The sequence below is a fragment of the Gordonia sp. 852002-10350_SCH5691597 genome, from assembly GCF_001665715.1.
GTDB classification, from domain to species: domain Bacteria; phylum Actinomycetota; class Actinomycetes; order Mycobacteriales; family Mycobacteriaceae; genus Gordonia; species Gordonia sputi.
On the sequence record NZ_LZMO01000234.1, the window covers coordinates 22,923 to 43,469 of the forward strand.

The 20,547-nt window shown below is 66.6% G+C and carries 16 protein-coding genes; all 16 read right to left on the minus strand.

All coding sequences use genetic code 11. The annotated features are described in order from the left end of the window. On the minus strand, positions 1–3,192 hold the full coding sequence (ileS, locus tag A5777_RS17330; protein ID WP_156527329.1) for an isoleucine--tRNA ligase: 3,192 nt from the start codon (positions 3,190–3,192) through the stop codon (positions 1–3). A 476-nt stretch (positions 3,193–3,668) separates the two neighbouring features. Next, positions 3,669–4,646: a hypothetical protein gene (locus A5777_RS17335; RefSeq protein WP_064863585.1), complete on the minus strand. Its 978-nt coding sequence runs from the start codon at positions 4,644–4,646 to the stop codon at positions 3,669–3,671. A gap of 33 nt (positions 4,647–4,679) precedes the next feature. Beyond that, positions 4,680–5,465 carry a DivIVA-like cell division protein Wag31 gene (wag31, locus tag A5777_RS17340; protein ID WP_064863600.1) on the minus strand — a complete coding sequence of 262 codons (786 nt, stop codon included), beginning with the start codon at positions 5,463–5,465 and terminating at the stop codon, positions 4,680–4,682. A 324-nt stretch (positions 5,466–5,789) separates the two neighbouring features. Then, on the minus strand, positions 5,790–6,116 hold the full coding sequence (locus tag A5777_RS17345; protein ID WP_064863586.1) for a YggT family protein: 327 nt from the start codon (positions 6,114–6,116) through the stop codon (positions 5,790–5,792). A gap of 134 nt (positions 6,117–6,250) precedes the next feature. Further along, on the minus strand, positions 6,251–6,970 hold the full coding sequence (locus A5777_RS17350; RefSeq protein ID WP_064863587.1) for a cell division protein SepF: 720 nt from the start codon (positions 6,968–6,970) through the stop codon (positions 6,251–6,253). A 96-nt stretch (positions 6,971–7,066) separates the two neighbouring features. Continuing rightward, entirely contained in the window at positions 7,067–7,813 is a 747-nt protein-coding gene (locus tag A5777_RS17355; protein WP_064863588.1) for a YggS family pyridoxal phosphate-dependent enzyme, read from the minus strand. Then, positions 7,813–8,523: a peptidoglycan editing factor PgeF gene (pgeF, locus tag A5777_RS17360; RefSeq protein ID WP_197494586.1), complete on the minus strand. Its 711-nt coding sequence runs from the start codon at positions 8,521–8,523 to the stop codon at positions 7,813–7,815. Before pgeF ends, A5777_RS17355 begins: the two co-directional genes overlap by 1 nt. A gap of 29 nt (positions 8,524–8,552) precedes the next feature. Next, complete coding sequence (gene ftsZ, locus A5777_RS17365; RefSeq protein WP_005205614.1) at positions 8,553–9,725, minus strand: cell division protein FtsZ; 1,173 nt, start codon at positions 9,723–9,725, stop codon at positions 8,553–8,555. 597 nt (positions 9,726–10,322) lie between these two features. After that, on the minus strand, positions 10,323–10,988 hold the full coding sequence (locus A5777_RS17370; RefSeq protein WP_197494584.1) for a cell division protein FtsQ/DivIB: 666 nt from the start codon (positions 10,986–10,988) through the stop codon (positions 10,323–10,325). 32 nt (positions 10,989–11,020) lie between these two features. Further along, positions 11,021–12,508, minus strand: a complete 1,488-nt coding sequence (gene murC / locus A5777_RS17375) for a UDP-N-acetylmuramate--L-alanine ligase (RefSeq protein ID WP_231894505.1) — start codon at positions 12,506–12,508, stop codon at positions 11,021–11,023. 92 nt (positions 12,509–12,600) lie between these two features. Next, positions 12,601–13,938: an undecaprenyldiphospho-muramoylpentapeptide beta-N-acetylglucosaminyltransferase gene (murG, locus tag A5777_RS17380; RefSeq protein ID WP_005205609.1), complete on the minus strand. Its 1,338-nt coding sequence runs from the start codon at positions 13,936–13,938 to the stop codon at positions 12,601–12,603. 44 nt (positions 13,939–13,982) lie between these two features. Next, positions 13,983–15,842 carry a putative lipid II flippase FtsW gene (gene ftsW / locus A5777_RS17385; RefSeq protein WP_064863591.1) on the minus strand — a complete coding sequence of 620 codons (1,860 nt, stop codon included), beginning with the start codon at positions 15,840–15,842 and terminating at the stop codon, positions 13,983–13,985. Further along, complete coding sequence (murD, locus tag A5777_RS17390) at positions 15,839–17,413, minus strand: UDP-N-acetylmuramoyl-L-alanine--D-glutamate ligase (protein WP_005205605.1); 1,575 nt, start codon at positions 17,411–17,413, stop codon at positions 15,839–15,841. The genes ftsW and murD overlap by 4 nt, the downstream gene beginning before the upstream one ends. A 5-nt stretch (positions 17,414–17,418) precedes the next feature. Then, positions 17,419–18,516 (minus strand): phospho-N-acetylmuramoyl-pentapeptide-transferase, encoded by a 1,098-nt coding sequence (mraY, locus tag A5777_RS17395; RefSeq protein ID WP_005205603.1) that lies wholly within the window; start codon positions 18,514–18,516, stop codon positions 17,419–17,421. A 94-nt stretch (positions 18,517–18,610) separates the two neighbouring features. After that, positions 18,611–19,060, minus strand: a complete 450-nt coding sequence (locus A5777_RS17400) for a hypothetical protein (RefSeq protein WP_039855444.1) — start codon at positions 19,058–19,060, stop codon at positions 18,611–18,613. Further along, on the minus strand, positions 19,057–20,547 hold a 1,491-nt coding region (locus A5777_RS17405; RefSeq protein WP_197502409.1), incomplete at its 5' end, for a UDP-N-acetylmuramoyl-L-alanyl-D-glutamate--2,6-diaminopimelate ligase. The genes A5777_RS17405 and A5777_RS17400, both read right to left, overlap by 4 nt.

Below are 20,547 nucleotides of genomic sequence, written 5' to 3' on the forward strand. Positions count from 1 at the left end.
CTACTCAGCTCGCTTTTTGACGTCCGCCGTCACCCCGTCGCCGAGTTCGATCGCTCCCGCACCGGAGTCGTCTGCCGATTCGACTACGAACGACGTCGCGAGCACCTCACCGGCGATCATGTCGGCGTGGCGTCGAGCCCACTCGAGTCGCGGCTCGGGCACCACGAAGCGCACCTCGATGCGATCCGACACGTCGAGCCCAAGACCGCGACGTGCCTCCTGGAGTTCACGCACGCGGTCCTTCGCCCAACCCTCCGACTCTAGGTCTTCGGTGACGTTCGTATCCAGGACGACGAGTCCGCCCCCGCCGGGGAGTTCGGCCGTCGAATCCGGTTCCTCCGCAACGAGTTTCCTGCTGTACTCGCCCGGCTCCAGGTCGATGCCGTCGGCCGACACGATCTCGGTACCGTCGTCGGCGGTCCGCACGCTCCAGTTCCCCGCTTTGACCGCCTTGATGACGCGCTGTACATCTTTGCCAAGGCGTGGTCCTGCGGCGCGCGCGTTGACCGCGAGCTCGTAGTGACCGTATCGATCTGCCTCAGTGGACAATTCGACCGACTTGACGTTCATCTCGTCGGCGATCAGATCGGTGTAGGGCGCGAGACGATTGGCGTTGGGCGACGCGACGGTCAACTGCGGCAACGGAAGTCGCACACGGAGCTTGTTGGCCTTGCGCACGCTCGACGCCGTCGAGCACACCGCCTGCACGTCGTCCATCGCAGCGACGAGGTCGGCGTCGGCGGGAAGTTCGTCACTCGTCGGCCAGTCGGTCAGATGCACCGAACGCTCGCCCGTCAGCCCACGCCAGATGGCTTCGGTCGCCAGCGGAAGCAGCGGCGCCGCAAGGCGACTCGCAACCTCAAGCACCGTGTACAGGGTGTCGAACGCCTCCGGGTCCTCATCCTGGCCCGCCCAGAAACGCGCCCGCGATCGACGCACATACCAGTTGGTGAGTGACTCGACGAACTCGCGGAACGCATCACACGCGCCGGAGACGTCGTAAACGTCGAGGGCCTCGGTCATCGCGTCACGCGTGACGGCGAGCTTGGCCAGGATGTACCGGTCGAGCACGTTCGACGAGTCGGTGCGCCACGTGGCGGGCCGGTCGGCGTAGAGCTGCAGGAAGCTGTAGGCATTCCACAGCGGGAGCAACGCCTGGCGTACGCCCTCGCGGATTCCCTTCTCCGTCACCACCAGGTTGCCGCCACGCAGGATCGGCGACGCCATCAGGAACCACCGCATCGCATCGCTGCCGTCGCGGTCGAACACCTCGTTGACGTCGGGATAGTTACGCTTGGACTTCGACATCTTCTGGCCGTCGTCGCCGAGCACGATGCCGTGCGCCGCAACGGTTCTGAATGCCGGACGATCGAAGAGCGCAGTCGCGAGCACGTGCAGGTTGTAGAACCATCCACGCGTCTGGCCGTTGTACTCGACGATGAAGTCGCCCGGATTGTGCGCAGGCTCCGAACCGTCACTCGCCCCGTCGAACCATTCCGAATTCTCGAACGGGTAATGCACCTGGGCGTACGGCATCGAGCCCGACTCGAACCAGCAGTCGAGAACCTCGGGAACGCGGCGCATCGTCGAATTCCCGGTCGGGTCATCGGGATTGGGCCGCGTCAGATCGTCGATGTAGGGACGATGCAGGTTGTTCGGGCGCACGCCGAAGTCGCGCTCGAGCTCGTCGAGCGAGCCGTACACGTCGGTACGCGGGTACTCCGGGTCGTCGGAGATCCACACCGGGATCGGCGCGCCCCAGTAGCGGTTGCGGCTGATGTTCCAGTCGCGTGCACCCTCGAGCCACTTGCCGAACTGCCCGTCGCGGATGTGTGCCGGCGACCAGGTGATCTGCTTGTTCAGCTCGATCATGCGGTCCTTGATCGGGTCGACCGCGACGAACCACGACGGAACGGCCATGTAGATCAACGGCTTTCCCGACCGCCACGAGTGCGGGTAGGAGTGCTCGATGGTCTCGTGCCGCACCACACGCCCCTGGTGCCCGTCCGATCCGGCGAGGACGCGCGACCCACCGGCCTTGAGGTCCTTGATGATCGGCGCGTTGGCGTCGAACACCATGAGGCCCTCATACGGCGGCACCTGCGAGGTGAATCGGCCACCTGCGTCGAGTGGTTGCACGACCTCGATGCCGTTGGCCGTCGAGAGCTCCATGTCCTCCTCACCGAAAGCCGGTGCGAGATGGACGATTCCGGTACCGCTGTCGGTGGTCACGTAATCGCCGAGCAGTATGCGGTGAGCGTTGGGGTGCCCGACGAAGAAGTCGAACGGCGGTGTGTACGCCAGCCCCTCCAGGTCGCGCCCCTGATACGTGCCCAGCACCTCGGGGTCGACGATCTCCTTCGCGTAGCTGCCGAGCAGCGGCTCGGCGAGGAGGTACTCGCGCCCGTCCGCCGCACGCACATGCACATAGGAGACATCGGGATTGACGGCGATCGCGAGGTTCGACGGCAGAGTCCAGGGCGTCGTGGTCCAGATCAACGCATTGACCCCGTCCAGCGCCGCCAGCGGACCGTCGGAGTCGACGACCAGCGGCATGCTCACGGTGAGAGCGGGGTCCTGGCGCATGCGGTACGCGTCGTCGAGCTTCGATTCCTGGTTGCTCAGGGGTGTCTGCTCGTACCAGGAGTACGGCAGCACGCGATAGCCCTGATAGATGAGGCCCTTGTCCCAGAGCCGCTTGAATGCCCACATCACCGACTCCATGAAGTCGATGTCGAGGGTCTTGTAATCGTTGTCGAAGTCGACCCAACGAGCCTGACGGGTGACGTAGTCACGCCACTCACCGGTGTAGCGCAGCACGGAGTCGCGACAGAAGTCGTTGAACTTCTCGACGCCCATCTTCTCGATCTCCGACTTATCGGTGATCCCGAGTTGACGTTCGGCCTCGAGTTCTGCGGGCAGTCCGTGGGTGTCCCAGCCGAATCGACGCTCGACCTTCTTGCCGCGCATCGTCTGGTACCGCGGTACCAGATCCTTGACGTAACCGGTCAGCAGGTGACCGTAGTGGGGGAGGCCGTTGGCGAACGGAGGCCCGTCGTAGAACACGAACTCCGGAGCGTCGGCTCGATTGGCGATGGATGCGGCGAACGTGTCGTCGTTCTTCCAATAGTCGAGAACGTTGAGCTCGACGTCGGGGAAAGATGGCGCACCACTACGTACGCCACCGGTCATGTCGACGACCGGGTACACACGTGTTGCCGATTCTGACTGCTCGCTCACGCTGACTCCTCGTGCCTGGCTCGCACGTCCACTAGGACGTGTGCATGTGCTCTTGGCACGGGGACGCACGACGCGTGCGCGGTACCACCCCGCTTGCATCGGACTGCTCCGATGCCGCTCATGGCCCTCTCGGATCGGCAGGCGAATAACGCCGGGTGCTCACACACCCGGAGCGCTCCAACACTCCCAACCGAATGGGCCTGCGGCTATGACGGGCCACTCCCGCCCGGTTCTACTGGGACGCCCACCGACTCACGCGGTGCGTGACGAGAATCCGTTCTTCCGGGTGCTCCCCGGTGATGGCCGGATCATTGCGCTTCCAGTGTAGCGACCGCGGCTACCCGGCCACGAATCGACCGTCGTCGATGCCCTGGGTGTCGTCGCCCTGTTGATGCCGCAGGGGGTCGCCAGGGATGGATCGGTCGGGATCAGTCGAACGGCGGACGCCAGTTGGGATCGAGAGGATCGAAACGCCCGGTTCCGCTCCCCTGCTCACGCTCGGGTTGCTCCCAGGGTCGATCAGAAGGTTTGCCGTCGTCGGACGGCGGTTGCTGTATGCCTGGCGGCTGCTCGCGCTCTGGCTGTCGGGGCGCCGCGCCGGGACGCTGCTGGTCGCCACCCGGCCTCTGCTGGCCGTAGGGCTCGCGCCCCTGGGGATATGGGCCCCGGGGATACGGCTGCTGCGGGTACCCCGGCGCGGCCGGACCCTGCGGTGGGGGGCCCTGCGTTGGCATCTGCGCGGGAGGCGCTTGCCGCGGGGGCTGCTGGTATCCCTGCGCCGGCGGACGCTGATCAGGGCGCCCCTGCTGGGGCGGCGCCTGCTCGTCAGGCGTCGACGGCCTGCGGAATCCGCCGGTTGCGGGATCGCCCCCGACAGCGCGCAGATAGTCGTCGTAATTGCCTTCACGCGAGGACTGGGCAGCCTCTCCCGTGCCGAATGCATTCGTCCCTGGATTCTCGCCGGAATCCGGATTCGACGCCGCGTCGGCGGATGAACCCGACCGCCCGCCGGGTTGGATCACACCCTGCCACGACGATTGCGGAGGGGACTCGCGTCGTGCAGCGGGAGACGGACCGGAAATGCCCGAGCCGCCGTCGAACACATTACCACCGTCGGGGGGATCGTCGTCGGAGAGATCACTCTCGGCGGCGACGCTACGGGAGCGACGTCCCTCGGGACGCTCCCCTGTGTCGGACTCGTCGACCTGATCATCACTGCCGACCTGGTCATCATTGCCGACCTGGTCATCTTTTCGGCCGGAACCGATGATGTCGACGATCAGGAACGCCAGGCCGATGAGGCAGACGACGATGCACGCCACCGCCAGCCACACCGAGCCGGTGATCAACCCGACGATGAGCAGCACGAAGCCCACGAGGGTGGCCGCGAGCGCCAGACTCAGCACGTCATCTGCCTAATGACCGTCCGCCGGCACCGATCAGCTCTGCGAGTAGCTGCTGAAGCCGCCGTTACCGGGATCCGACGAGAAGGACTGATCGGAGCGCCCGTTCTCGACAGGCGCGGCACTGCCGCGCTGCTGTAGCTCTTCGAGCTGGGACTCGAGATAGGTCTTGAGGCGTGTGCGGTACTCACGCTCGAACGTCTTGAGCTGCTCGATACGTCCCTCGAGGACGCCGCGCTGCTGGTTGATGGTGCCCATGATCTCGCTGTGCTTACGCTCGGCGTCGCTCTGCAGCGCGTCGGCACGTTCCTGCGCCTGACGCAGCTGAGCCTCCGACCTCGTCTGCGAGTCGGCGAGGATTGCTTCGGCCCGCTGACGCGAATCGTTCAGCAGAGCGTCGGACTTCGTCTGCGCCTCGGACACCATGGCGTCCGCGCGCGAACGGGCATCCGCGAGCAACGTGTCGGCTTCCTGGCGAGCCGAACCCGTCAGGCGATCGGCGGTGTCCTGCGCGAGAGCGAGAACCCGAGCAGCTCGGATGTTCGAGTCGTCGTCGGACACCTGTGTCGAATCATCGGTCGTCGGTGTCGAGTCGGACGACGAGGATGCGTCGGCGGTCCCACTGCCGGACTTGGCGTCGGCGAGCTCACCCTCGAGCTCTTCGACGCGCTGCTTGAGGTCGCTGTTCTCTTCGATCAGGCGAGCGAGCTCGGCTTCGACGAAGTCGAGGAACTGATCGACCTCGTCCTCGTTGTAGCCGCGCTTACCGATCGGCGGTTTGCTGAACGCGACGTTGTGCACATCAGCTGGTGTCAGCCGCATGTCGGTTCCCCTCATTGTCGTTAGAGCGTTGGGTCGGCTCGAGCTTGGTGTCGTCCGAGCTTGGTCTTCAGTTGGGCGGATACGTCACAGCCTATGTGTACAGACTGTCACTCAATATTCATACCAGTCAAAATCCGTAACTGGCGTCTCATCCTGTCACATCTGAACCGCTTGTCGCATATGTTCGATGCCGTCCTGCAATGCAACAGTCACTCGATGATGACACTCAACGGTAGAACATCGGCTCGACGAGCGGCAGTCGGATCATGACGTCGGATCGTGTTCAACCGACGTTCACCGAGCGCCCGAGCTCCGATCAGCTGGTCAGAGGAGTGCGCTCGCCAGCGCCGAGGCCGCTGCATTGTTGGCCAGCCCTCGCATGACCGACATGAGGATGAGTACGACGATCATCACGATCATCAGCGAGAGATCGAGCCGAACCGGACCGAGCGGAATCGGAGGCAGTATGCGCCTAAGCGCCTTGATCGGCGGGTCGGTGACAGTGAATACCGCCTCGATGATCACAACTGCAATACCCCTCGGTCGCCATTCACGCGCGAAGGTGCGCACCAATTCGATGACGAGGCGTGCAAGCAGGAGCAGCCAGTAGATGAACAGCACGATGTAGAGGACTTCGAACAGTATCGCCACGAGTCAAGAGTGCCTGATATGTCGGGCGCGCTGCACCCCAGGTACCGCTGACCTGGTGCGCGCGAGCAGATGTGGGGGCCGAACGAGCATCGGCGGGCGAACCGAGTGCGATTCGCCCGCCGAATACGTCGATGTCAGCCGTGGTTGTAGAAGCCTGTCGCGGCGATCTTCTTGCGATCCTCCGCAGAGACGTCGATGTCGGCCGGTGAGAGGAGAAACACCTTCGTGGCGACTTTGTCGAACGAGCCACGCAGCGCGAAGGCGAGACCGGCCGCGAAGTCGACGAGGCGCTTCGCGTCGTCGTTGCTCATGTCGACGAGATCCATGATGACCGGGTTGCCGTCACGGAACCGCTCGCCGATCGTGCGTGCTTCGCTGTAGTCGGCGGGGCGCAGCGTCGTGATCTTGTGCAGCGGACCGTCGGCGAAGACCTGCTCGAGATCGGGACTCGCAGAGGCCGACACCGCTGCGGCGCGGTGCGGGGCCGCACTCGACCGCTGCAGCGGCTCGAGGCGCGAGACCGGGCGGGGACGCTCGACCGGCTCGGAGTGTCGCGGACCCGCGTAGGTGTAGTCGCCCTGGTACCCCTGCTCGTAGCCGGGTGCCGAATCGAAGCCTGGTCCGAATCGTCGCTCGTCGTAGCCTGCGTCGGCAGCCTCGCGGTAGCCGGGGTCTGCGTAGGAATCCCCGTAGCCGTCACGCAGCGGAGCCTCGCCGTAGTAGTCGTCGCGGTACACGCGCTCACGCGACATCGACCGCACCGGACCCGGTCCGGGCTCGTCGAAGTAGTCGTCCTCGTACTCGCTCGGAGGCACCATGCCGAAATATGCCTTGAACTTCTGCATCGTGGTCATGTGAGGGGCCTCTCTGGTCATCCGACACCCGCGGCGGGTTCGCGAGTGTTGTCAGTGTGGAGTTTGTTCTCGTTGGTTCGCATGTGACCAATGTGACTAGTGAGAGATTAACGGCCGCGGACCCATGATTGCGGTACCGACACGCACGCATGTCGATCCATGTGCGACGGCACTTTCGAGATCCGACGACATACCCGCCGAGAGTCCGGTCGCCTGGGGAAACCGGGTCCGAAACCGTTCGTGCGCCTGCGCCGTTCGTGCCATCCACTCGTCGACGTCGCCGTCGAGCGGCGCGATCACCATCAGCCCGCGCAGCGCCAGCGAGTCGCTCGCCTCGACCCTGTCGGCCAACTCGGGAAGCTCTTCCTCAAGCGCTCCACCCCTGGTGGGATCGCCGTCGAGGCTCAGTTGGAGATAGATCCCCAGCGGCGTGCCCCGCTCACCGTCGTCGAGGGCGGACCTACTTGCTGTCGCCAGATGATCGATGAGTTTGTCGCGGTCGACCGAATGCACCGCACGTGCCCATCGGGCGACGGTGCGCGCCTTCTTGGTCTGCACCGAACCGATCATGTCGAATGCGACGTCGCCGAGATCGCCACCCGCATCCGCGCGCAGTTCGTCGATTTTGCGGCTCGCCTCAGGCTCCCGCGACTCGCCGAAGTCCTTCTCGCCCAACGTGATCAATCGCGCGACATCTTCGGCTGGGAAGAACTTGGTCACGACGAGCAACTCCACGTCACCTCGTCGTCGCCCAGCAGCATCGACCGCGGCGTCGAGACGTGTGCGCACAGCCGACAGCGACTCCGACAGTTGGGCCGTGCGCTCATCGTCGTGTGCAGTCATCACGACTCGGGACTCGGGTCGATCCAGATGACCGATGCGAGCCTGCCCGTCGGCGCGCCGCGTCGGTGACTGAAAAGGTGCGCGTCTTCGATCGTGCACCGCGGATCCTCTGCCACCGCGGCGACACCCAGCGCAAGCAGTTGCCGACGCAATCCAGCCCGAAGATCGAGTCCCGGGGTGCGCTTGTCGGTCAAACAGGCACTGCCCGGTAGATGCTCTTCGACGTCGCGCTGCATCGCAGCGGGAACCTCGTATTGGCGTCCACACGCGGCAGGTCCGAGAAATGCGCCGATCCGCTCGGGGCGCGCACCCAACGAAATCATCACGCGCAGCGTTTCCGGGACGATCCCGATGCGCGCTCCCACCCGTCCGGCATGTACTCCGGCGATCACACCCGCCTCGTCGTCGCTCAACAGAACCGGCACACAGTCGGCACTGAGAACCGCCAGCGCAAGCCCTGGCGTCGTCGTCACCAGCGCGTCGGTGGCCTCGACGGCGTGGCCGACAGGAGCGTCGACCACTGTGACGTTGCGACTGTGAATCTGTTCCATCCAGACGACGCGGTCGGCGGCGAGACCCAACTGCGACGCGAGCCGAGACCTGTTCGCCGCGACGGCATCCGGGTCGTCGCCGACATGATCGCCCAGATTGAACGAGTCGTAGGGCGGTTTCGACACACCGCCGTCCCGGGTGGTCACCACACGACGCACCCGGGGCGTGATCGGCCCGCTCACGTTCGTCAGCGCTTCATGAACGACGGCACGTCGACGTCATCGTCGTCGAGCGTGACGCTGTTGCGACGGGGCGGCGACGCCTGGCGATCGGCGAACGGGTCACCAGCGCCCTCCTGCGGCATCTTCCCGAAGAGCGGGTCGGTCTTCTCCGCGGGGTTCACGGTGCCCGCCTGGCCAGCTCCGACGGCCGTCTTGCCGACGGCCGCGGGGGCGTCGGTGCGCTTGCGCGGGGTACCGCCGTCGAATCCTGCCGCGATGACCGTGACGCGCACCTCGTCGCCGAGGTTGTCGTCGATGACCGTGCCGAAGATGATGTTGGCGTCCTCGTGTGCGGCTTCCTGCACCTGCGTCGCGGCGTTGTGGATCTCGAAGAGACCCAGGTCGCTACCACCGGCGATGGACATCAGCACACCACGCGCGCCCTCCATCGACGACTCGAGCAGCGGCGAGTTGATCGCAGCCTCGGCCGCCTTGCGTGCACGCTCCTCACCACGCGACGACCCGATGCCCATGAGCGCCGAACCTGCGTCGCTCATGACGCCTTTGACGTCGGCGAAGTCGACGTTGATCAGGCCGGGGGTAGTGATCAGATCCGTGATGCCCTGCACGCCGTTGAGGAGTACCTCGTCGGCGCTGCGGAAGGCGTCCATGAGGCTGACCTGGGCATCGCCCAACTGCAGAAGGCGGTCGTTGGGGATGACGATGAGGGTGTCGCAGGACTCGCGCAGGGCGGTGATACCGGCCTCTGCCTGTCCTCCGCGACGCTTGCCCTCGAAGCCGAAGGGTCGGGTGACGACACCGACGGTCAGGGCACCCAGCTTGCGTGCGATCGACGCGACCACCGGCGCACCTCCGGTGCCGGTGCCGCCGCCCTCGCCCGCGGTCACGAAAACCATGTCGGCGCCCTTGAGGAGCTCTTCGATCTCATCGCGTGCGTCCTCGGCGGCCCGACGGCCGACCTCGGGGTCGGCGCCTGCTCCGAGGCCGCGCGTCGAATCACGACCCACGTCGAGCTTGACGTCGGCATCACTCATCAACAGCGCCTGCGCGTCGGTGTTGATGGCGATGAACTCCACGCCCTTGAGGCCCTGCTCGATCATTCGGTTGACGGCGTTCACGCCGCCGCCGCCGATGCCGACGACCTTGATCACGGCCAGGTAGTTGTGCGGTGGCGTCATGGCGCTCGCCTTCCTTATCGATCCAAAACCCTAAACCTGAACCATAGATTTAGAGTTATGTCAAGTGGTCTGTTGCCGAGAACGCTATGCACCCACTGGCCCAGGAGCCAGCAGGCGGCGCGGCGTGTCGCTGTGTTTTTTGGCGCGGCTGCGTGGTGCGCCCTAGTCGCGTTCTTCCTCCTCCCTCACATCGTCGCTGTGTTTATCGGCGCGGCGGAGTGGTGCGCCTCTAGTCGCGTTCTTCCTCCTCCCTCGCATCGTCGCTGCGCTCCTCGCTCGCTCGTCGTCCAGAACGCGACGGCGCACCACTCCGCCGACGCGTTCCCGCGCCCGCTCACCACTCCACCGACGCCGCGACCTGCTCGCGGCGGGCTCGGTCGGGTGGGTGGGTGATCTCGACAAGCTCGATCAGCGAAGGATCGACTCGATCAGCGAAAGCGACGACGCGACCACTCGACCGACCCCACACCCGTCGAACTGCACGCCCGGCGAGCGCGCCGTGCCTGCACCACGAAGAGCGAGGAGCGTAGCGACGATGCGATGAGGAGGAAGGCACGGTGCTAGAGCTCGCCGGGCATGCGGCGGCGAAGCCGCCGCCTATTTGACAGCCGGGAAGTCCGGACTCGACACGTTGTATTCGGATGCCTTGCGCGGCAGCAGGTATCCGAGGGTCCGCGCCTTCTCGTCGCCTCTGGCCGAATCGCCCCAGACGACCTTGCGGTTGCCCTTGAGGGTGAACTTGATGTCGACGGGCGAGGATGCGTCGATCGCCGTCACCTGCTCCGAGATGTCGTCGGGTAGTCCCGCGGTTGCCTTCATGGCTGCGACGGTTGTCGGGTCCGATGGTCCGGGGTTGGGCGTGGTGAACACGGGAAGTGCGGCGTACTCGCCGGGCAGCCCTCTGGTGGCGTAGGTCAGGTATGAGACGCCGGTGCGGTCGAGGACGTGCACTTTGTCGCCGTCGACGACCCTGGCGGTCGGTTGCCGCTCGACAACCGTGATCAACAGCGACGACGGGTATTCACGCTGGACGCGCGCGGACTCGATCGATGGGATCGCCGCGATCCGCTGCGCGACGACACGGGTGTCCACGCGTAGCAGCGGTGTCCCCGACGCGACGTCAGCGGCGTGGAGAATCTCGCCGGTCTGCACACCTTTGGCACCCTCGATGGTGGTACTGCGCACCGACATCAGCGGCGTGAAGAACGCGACGAGAACGAGTCCCACGACGACGATCACGACAGCACCGACCCCGAGCAGCATGCGCGCTCCTCGACGTTCCGGCAGGAACCGGGTCACGAGGTGCCCTCGCCTCCCCTGGTGGTCCGCGATGCCGCGCGGGTGTCGTCAAGTGCGGCAAGGATTTCGGGTCCCTGCATGGTGATGTCTCCGGCGCCGAGGGTCAGCACGATGTCGCCGGGCCGCGCGATCGACGCGACGAGCCCGGCAAGCGTCGAGAGATCCGGGACGAACCGGTGGTTCCCGGTCAGTCTGTCCGTAATGCTCCGACCGCTCACACCGGGAATCGGTGCCTCACGTGCCCCGTAGACGTCGGCGACGATCACTTCGTCTGCGGCGTCGAGAGCCGAGGCGAACTCCTCCGCGAATTCTTCTGTGCGCGAATACAAGTGGGGCTGGAACACGGCGATCACCCGCCCGTTGCCGGCATCGCGGGCGTGGTCGCCGACTCCCCGGGCCACGACACCCCGTGCTGCGGCAAGCACTGCGGCGACCTCGGTCGGGTGGTGGGCGTAGTCGTCGTACACCGAGACGCCCGCCGCACTGCCCTTGTATTCGAAGCGACGTCGGACACCGCCGAACGCCTCGACTCCAGCGACGACCTCGGCCAGCTCGCCGCCCGCGCATACCGCACCGAGGATCGCGCCAAGGCTGTTGCGCGCCATGTGGATTCCCGGGGTCGTGAGAGTGATCGGGACCTCGATAGCGGTGTCGGCAACCGGCTGTGTGAACCTCACATCGGCCACCCCGCCACTCCCCTGCGGCGCCCACGAAAGCAGCGTGGCCGCCGGGATGACATCTGGGATGGAGACCGTGTCGGCGTCGGTGCCGTACCCGAGCACCCGGACACCGCGCGCGGTCAGCTCGGAGGCACGTCGCTGCGCGAGTGCCACGGTCCCCGGATCGTCGAGGCAGACGATGAGCGTGCCGCCCGGCCGGATCTTCTCGGTGAACTCGTCGAACACCGCGACGTACGCTTCGACGCTGCCGAAGAAGTCCAGATGGTCGACTTCGATGTTGGTGATCACCACGATGTCGGGGGTGTACTCGAGGAGCGACCCGTCGCTCTCGTCGGCCTCCGCGACGAATACGTCGCCGCTACCGTGATGGGCGTTGGTACCCGACTCGTTGAGCTCGCCGCCGATCGCGAATGACGGATCGAGCCCTGCGTGCTGCAGTGCGACGACAGCCATCGACGTCGTCGACGTCTTGCCGTGTGTTCCGGCGACGAGCAGCGTGCGGTGGTCGGCCATCACTCCCGCGAGGACGTGGGGCCGCAACAGGATCGGGATCCCACGCTCGCGTGCCGCGACGAGTTCCGGATTGGTCTTGGGTATTGCGGCGTGCGTCGTGACGACGACGGTCGGACCGCCGGGCAGCACGTCGAGTGCAGCGGCGTCGTGACCGATCGTGATCTCGGCGCCACGCGCACGCAGCGCGATGATTCCGCGACTGGTCTTGGCATCCGATCCCGACACCTGACCACCTCGGGACAGCAGAATGCGCGCCAGGCCCGACATTCCGGCCCCACCGATTCCGACCATGTGGACTCTACGGAGCTCTTCTGGCAGCGGGGCAGCTCCCGGCTCGGGCTGTGCTGGGGATCCGGGGTGTGCGGGGGTCACATCGTCGATTGTCACCGCTCGCGAGCCGATTCGGTCGAACGAAACGCCGCCCCGTCATCGGGATCACCGGGTTTGCGCGCGCCCTCATCGCGAGCATCCGACGCTCGATCATCGGTCGCGGCCGGTGCGCTCGCGTCGGCCTCTGCCGCCTCGACGCGCTGCGCGGCGCGCGCCCGACGTCCGGGCCGATGCGACGCAGCGAGGTCGAGGGCCGCACGTGCCACCGCATTCGCGGCGTCGCCGTGGCCCGTCCCGAACGCGGACGCCGACATCGCGGCGAGCCGTTCCGGATCGCCGAGGAGTGCGGGAACCTCCGCGGCCACCCAGTCCGCGGTGACCTCGTCATCGGCCACCAGCACCCCACCACCGGCTTCGACGACCGGCAGCGCGTTGAGCCGCTGTTCGCCGTTGCCGTGCGGAAGGGGCACGTAGATCGCGGGGAGCCCGGTAGCCGACACCTCGGCAACCGTCATCGCGCCCGACCGACACATCACGAGATCGGCGGCCGCATAGGCGAGGTCCATGCGTTTGAGATATCCGACGGCCCGATACGGCGGAGCGCCCTCGGGTGACACCGGATCGATCGTGTTCTTGGGTCCATACGCGTGCAACACGCCGATCCCGGCGCGCCCCAACGCGTCAGCAGCACCCGCGACCGCCTCGTTGAGTCGTTGCGCCCCCTGCGATCCGCCGAATACGAGCAGGGTCGGGGCGTCCTCGTCGAGGCCGAAGTAGTGGCGGGCCTTGGCGCGCAGACCCTTGCGGTCGAGGTCAGCGATGACGCCGCGCACCGGGATACCGACCACCTCGGCGCCGTCGAGTCCAGAGCCGTCGACCGCGGCCATCACGACGTCGGCGAAGCGGGCGCCGACCTTGTTCGCGACACCGGCACTGGCATTGGCTTCGTGGATCACGATCGGCAGACGTCGACTCGGCCGCAAATGTGCCCTGGCCGCGAGGTAGGCGGGCATCGAGACGTATCCGCCGAATCCGACGACGACGTCGGCCTTCACGTCGGCGAGGACCTTGCGGGTTGCGAGCACCGAGCGCAACAACCGCGCGGGTGTCTTCGCGAGTTCGACGCCGGGCTTACGTGGCAGCGGGACGGGCGGGATCAGCGCGAGGTCGTAACCGCGTTCGGGAACGAGCGTCGTCTCGAGTCCACGAGAGGTGCCCAGTGCGGTGATCCGTGCGGAGGGATCGAGTCTGTGCACCGCATCCGCTACCGCAAGTGCCGGTTCGATGTGACCGGCGGTGCCGCCACCGGCGACCACAACCGACAGCTTTCGGTCACTGCCTCCCGCAGCCCCGTGGTCGGTTGTCGTGACCCGTGTTTCGTCCGGACCCATACGGTCTGCACTCCGTTCACATCTGTTCTGCTCACCTCGGGAGATCAGCGACCGGTGCCCGACCACCGCGACCCACCCGACATCTTGTCAGCTCGCCCGGTGTGACCGGAATAGCGCCCCGAGTCCGACCGCGACGCCCCCGTCGACGACCCTGTTCGCGTCGAACTCGGCACTCCCCTGCCCGTCGCGCGACGGGCGGATTGGCTTGCACGAGCGGACTCTGACGATCGTCGCGATGGGTTCTGTCGCTCGTGACCACGGGCGTCGTCCCGACGCTGTTGGCGGCCTGAATACCCGACACGGTAGTCGAGACGGACCGGACCCGACCGAGGTGCCCCGCGTCGATCGACGGGTGGACTCGGCTCCGGCGCCGCACCGAAGAAGCGCACGCCGATCGCGCGACGCCAGGCGGGTACCCGATTGGGTGTCGCAGAACGTCGTCCACCGGACGAGGCCGGTGCGCGGCGATCACGCGTGTCGAGACGATTCCGCGCGCTCTCGGCCCGGGTCGGCTTGTAGGCAACAGGCGTCGGCAAGCGGAACCAGCGGCTGACGCGACTGCGCTGGCCGGTCGTCAATGCGGCGACGGCCTCGGGCTCATGACGCGCGGCATTGGCCAACAGGCCGAGCATCGCCAACACCGTCAACGTCGACGTACCGCCCGCCGACAACAGCGGCAACTGGATTCCGGTCACCGGCAGCAGCCCGATGACGTATCCGATGTTGATGAAGGCCTGCGCAGTGATCAGGACCGTGATGGTCGACGTCATCAGCCGCAGGAACGGGTCGGTGCAGCGGTGAGCGATACGGAAGCCGGTGAACGCCAGCACGACGAACAGGAAGACGACGAGCAGTCCGCCGATCAACCCGAGTTCCTCGCCGATGATCGCGAAGATGAAGTCGTTGTGCGCGTTGGGCAGGTAGTTCCACTTGGCGCGGCTCTGACCGAGTCCGACTCCGAAGACGCCGCCGTTGGCCAACGCGAACGTCGCCTGCCGCGCCTGGTAGCCGGCACCTTGCGGATCGTCGATGCCACCGAGGAAGCTCATCACGCGCTGCGACCGGTAGCTCTCGACGAGCGCCAGGACGACGGCGATGCCGACACCGGTGATGACGAACGCCGCGAACACCTTGATCGGCAGCCCTGCGAACCAGAGCAGAGCACCGACGATGATCGCGATGGTGATCGTCGTCGAGAGGTTGGGCTCGAGAATAATCAGCAGGCAGATCAGCAGGCCGACCGGCACGAGAGGCACGAGCAGCTCGCGCAGCGACGCGTTGTCGCGTCGACGTGACGCGAGCAGATGCGCGCCCCAGACACAGAGCGCGACCTTGACCAGCTCGGACGGCTGCACCGAGAGGCCGTTGATGTCGAACCAGCGGCGCGCACCCTGGCTGAGGGTGCCGATTCCCGGCACGAGGACGAGCGCCAACATGATCGTCGTGGCGGCGATCAGCGGGACCGCCATGCGACGAAAGAATCGCACCGGCATGCGCAACGTGAGGTAGAAGACAACCGCACCGAGCACCACGAAGATGACCTGATTGGCGAACAAACCGTAGGCCGACCCGTCTGCGGAGTAGCCCTCCACCGACGACGCCGAGAGCACCATGATCAGACCGAACGACGTCATCAGCGCGGCCATCGTCAGGATCAGATGGTAGGACGCCAGCGGCCGGCTGAGGAGATTGCGGATCCCCTCGACGATGGTGGCGGGGATCGCGGCAGCATCACCGCGCAAGCGGGGAGCCTTCGCCGCGGTCCGTCGTTTCGACGAGGCGCGCGAGGTCGATGCACTGGAGCTCTCGGCGTCGACGCTCTTCGTGTCGGTCGACCCAGCCTTTTGTGTCCCAGCCTCTTGTGTCGCAGCCTCTTGTGTCGCCGCTTCCCGTGTTGCCGTCACGGCTGCGTCGCCCGGGGAGCGCTCCCCGGCAACGAGCGCGCGGCGGCCGCGAAGGCATCACCACGTCGTCCGTATCCGGGAAACATGTCCAGCGACGCCGCCGCGGGTGCCAGAAGCACTGCGTCGGGGCGCGGATCGTCGGCCGTGGCCAGCGTCCACGCCTCTGCGACTGCACGGTTCATCACCGCGGTCGCGAGGTCGTCGGAGTTCCCGGGGGCGTCGAATGAGGGTTGTCCCCCGCTCGGCGCCGGACCCGTCTCTGATCCGAAGGCGCGCTGTGCAATCACACCGCCATCGTCTCTTGTGAATACTGTGACTGTTGGGACTTCTGGGGCGTGTCGCGAAATCGCGTCGACAATGATGTCCCGATCTCGCCCGATCGCGACAACTCCGGCCAGTCGATCCGCGGAGCCGGTGATCATGTCGTCGACCGACGCGCCCTTCAACAAGCCACCCGCAATGAGCACGACGCTCCGGTGCGCACCGATCGCGGCCGCAGCCGCGTGCGGATTGGTGGCTTTCGAATCGTCGACGAAGTCGATGCCGTCGATCGTCACGACGACCTCGCCCCGATGCGCCGCGGGCCGAAAAGCGCTCAGCGCCCGACCGATCGCCGACGGTGCGACGCCGATCGCCAGCGCCAACGCTGCGGCGGCCAGCGCGTCGGACACTCCCGACGGCCCCGGGGGGTGAATCGCCGTGGCGGCGATCAGAGGCGTGCCTCCGGACGTGCCGTCCTGCTCAGCCGTGAACGCCCGATCGACCAGCTCGCCGTCGACGACGCCGAGTTCACCCGGAGCGGGCTCGCCAAGGGTGAACCCCACGCGCCGTCCCGGCACCGGTAGGTCTGCGGCGACCGCGTCGTCGAGGCCGACCACACCCACGTCGCCGTGCAGCGCGATCTGCTTGTCGGCCGCGTACGCGGCGAACGACCCGTGCCAGTCGAGGTGATCGTCGGCGATGTTGAGCACGACACCAGCGTCGGGAGTGATCGACGGCGCCCAGTGGAGCTGGAACGACGACAGCTCGGCGCACAGGACGTCAACCCTCGGTTGCGTCTGCATCGCGTCGAGCACCGGCAACCCGATGTTGCCGCACGCTGCGGCATCGCGACCGCCCTCGATCACGATGTCGGTCAACATCGACGTCGTTGTGGTCTTTCCGTTGGTTCCGGTCACGACCAGCCAGGTGCGCGGGGCGCCCAACAGTCCGGCACGGTCGACCCGCCACGCGAGCTCGACCTCGCCCCACACGGGGATCTCGTGTTCGGCCGCGGCAACCATCAAAGGATTGGTCGGCGAGAATCCCGGCGACGCGATGACGAGGTCGGTCGCCGCAGGCCAGGAGTCGTCGGCGAGGAGATCGGCGATCGAGGTGAGGCGTGCACCGGCGGTACGCGCGGCGTCCGTCCCGACAACGCTCGTCGTCTCGGCTCCCCCGAATCTCGCGTCAGCGATCGTGACCTCGGCGTCGACGCCGAGGAGGAATCGTGCCGCCGACATCCCCGCTGTGCCCGCGCCCGCGACGAGTACGCGCCTGCCGCTCAGATGCAGCTCCGACGGTGAGGTCATCGCGCTCAGCCGTTGACCGTGAGGAACTCGCCGTAGAACAGCGAGAGCCCGAGCGCACACGCGATGGCTGTGAGCAGCCAGAATCTGATGATCACCGTGGTCTCCGCCCAGCCACCGAGTTCGAAGTGGTGATGGAACGGCGCCATGCGGAACACGCGACGACCCGTCGTCCGGAAGAACGCGATCTGGATGACGACCGACATGATCTCAGCGACGAACAGCGCGCCGATGACCACCGCGAGCAGCTCGGTGCGGGTGGTGATCGACAGTCCCGCGAGCAGACCGCCGAGAGCCAACGAACCGGTGTCGCCCATGAAGATCTTGGCCGGTGCCGCGTTCCACCAGAGGAATCCGAGACACGCGCCGCCACCGGCAACCGCGATCAGTGCGAGATCCAGCGGGTCGCGTACCTGGTAGCAGCCCCGAGGGATGTCGGCGGCGGGCTTGGCGCCACCCGAGCAGGCGTTGACGAACTGGAAGAACGTCACCAACACGTAGGTTCCCAGCACCATCGCCATCGACCCGGCAGCGAGACCGTCGAGACCGTCGGTGAAGTTGACTGCGTTCGACCATGCCGCGACGACCAGCCAGCAGAACACCACGAACGCGACCGAGACCATCGAGATCGCGTCGATGTCGCGGACGTAGGACAGATGCGGACTCGCGGGCGTGTAGCCCGAGTCGTTGCGGAAGCCAAGGACGAGCACGCCGAACAGAATGGCCGCGAGGAACTGCCCGATCGACTTGGCCGTCTTGTTGAGCCCCAGGTTTCGGTGTTTGCGGATCTTGATGAAGTCGTCGAGGAATCCGACGCCGCCGAGTGCCGTCGCGAGACCGAGAACGAGCAGCCCGGATGCCGTCGGCCCGTTCCCGTCATGGGTGAACACTCCGACGATGTGCGCTCCGAAGTAGCCGGCCCACAGCGCGATCAGAATGGCCACGCCACCCATCGACGGGGTGCCGCGCTTGGTCTGGTGACTCTGCGGCCCCTCGACGCGGATCTCCTGCCCGAATCCCTGACGGGAGAACACGCGGATGAGCACCGGAGTGAGCAGGATCGACACCGCAACGGCGATGGCACCCGCAATGAGGATCTGGGTCACCGCAGCATCCCTCCCTCAGTTCGCCCGACCGTCACTCGTCGCTCTCCTCGTTCCTGTCTCGTCATCTCCCCCAGCCCCATCCAGGCCCCGCAGCTCATGTACTCGATCCCGCCGCCAGATCAGCCAATGCCGGATCGACGCCTGCGACGAGCACCATGTCGTCGGGCGCCGGGCGCCACTCGTCGGTGTCGAGAGTTGCGGCCGCGTCGTCGACCGTCTCGACCAACCTCGCCTCGTCGCCCCAGGAACCCTCCATCACGGCTCCCTGATGCAATGCACGGACCGAGCGCGACTCTCCGACACACAGCGTCTTGTCGACGGCGAGCCGCACGGCGAGCCGGCCAACCCTGTCGTGTTCGACGACACGCTCGTTCTCGGTGAGCCCATCGCGTGTGTCCATGTCGCCGATGATCGCCCAGGTGCGCACACGCTCAGACGAATCCCGTGCGCGAGAGACGAGGTCGCGGATCGCACGCGACACCGTCTCCACATCCGCAGGCACGATGACTACCCGTCGTTCCTCTTGGCCACCATCAGGACTCATCGAGCGGCCCCCGACGTCTTCTCGACGACGCCCGCGAGCGCCTCGGCGACGACGTTCCTGTCGTCGAACGGATGCTTCACGCCGTCGATCTCCTGGCCTGCCTCGTGGCCCTTACCTGCCACCAGCACGATGTCGCCGGGCCGTGCCCACGCAATAGCCGTCTCGATCGCAGCACGGCGGTCGCCGATCTCCCTGATCTCGACGCCTTCTCGACGCTCGTCGTCGGGCACCGCATGCGCACCCGCTAGTACAGCGGCGCGGATCGCGGCAGGGTCCTCGGTCCGCGGATTGTCGTCGGTGATCACGACGAAGTCTGCGCGACGCGCTGCCACCTCGCCCATCAGTGGACGCTTGGCGCTGTCTCTGTCGCCACCGGCGCCGATGACGACGGCGACACGTCCACGCGCCTGCTCGTCGAGGGTGGCCAGCACCGCTTCGAGCGCTCCCGGCTTGTGCGCGTAGTCGACGATGGCGAGGAAGTCCTGCCCACGATCGATGCGCTGCAGCCGACCGGGAACCGACACCTCGGCGATCGCCGACGTCGCCGTCGTGACGGGCACACCCGCTGCGACCGCCACCGCGACCGCGAGCGTCGCGTTGGCGACGTTGTAGCGGCCGGGCAGCCGAAGCGTCAGATCGTGGCCGATCCCTGCGGCGTCGGTGATCTCCACGCGTTGTGCACCGCCGGACTCGATCGTCGACGGTCCGGCATGCCACTCGGCCGGAATGTCGGTCGTCGAGACCGTGATCGGCGCTATGACCTCACCTCGCCGCGCGACGTCGAGCATGCGTCGACCCCAGTCGTCGTCGACGCACACCACCGAACGCACCGCCCGCGTGTGTGATCCCGCCGCGAACAGTCGTGCCTTGGCCTCGAAGTAGTCGCGCATCGTCGGGTGGAAGTCGAGGTGGTCCTGCGACAGATTGGTGAACGCACCGATCGAGAAGTGGGCTCCGTCGACGCGTCCGAGTGCCAACGCGTGACTCGACACCTCCATGACCACGACGTCGACGCCGCGCTCGAGCATCGCGGCCAGCAGTGCCTGCAGGGTCGGCGCCTCGGGCGTCGTCAGCGAACTCGCCTGAGCGACACCGTCGACGCGAGTTTCGACCGTGCCGATCAATCCGACGGTGTGGCCTGCAGCCATCATCGCGGCCTCGACCATGTAGGCCGTCGTCGTCTTGCCGGACGTGCCGGTGATGCCGATCAGCTTGAGGCGCTGCGACGGGTTGCCGTAGATCCGTGAGCTCACCCCGCCGAGGACCGAGCGGGGGTCGGCGTGCACGAGTACCGCACACGCGGCGTCGGGCGGAAGCACCCGACCGAGTTCTGCGCGGCCAGCCGCGTCGGTGAGGATCGCCGTCGCACCCCGCTCGAGCGCCTCGGCTGCGAACCGCGCGCCGTGGGTGCGGCCACCCGGCAGCGCCGCGAACAGGTCGCCCGCGACGATGTCCTGCGCACGCAACGACACCCCGGACACGGCGGC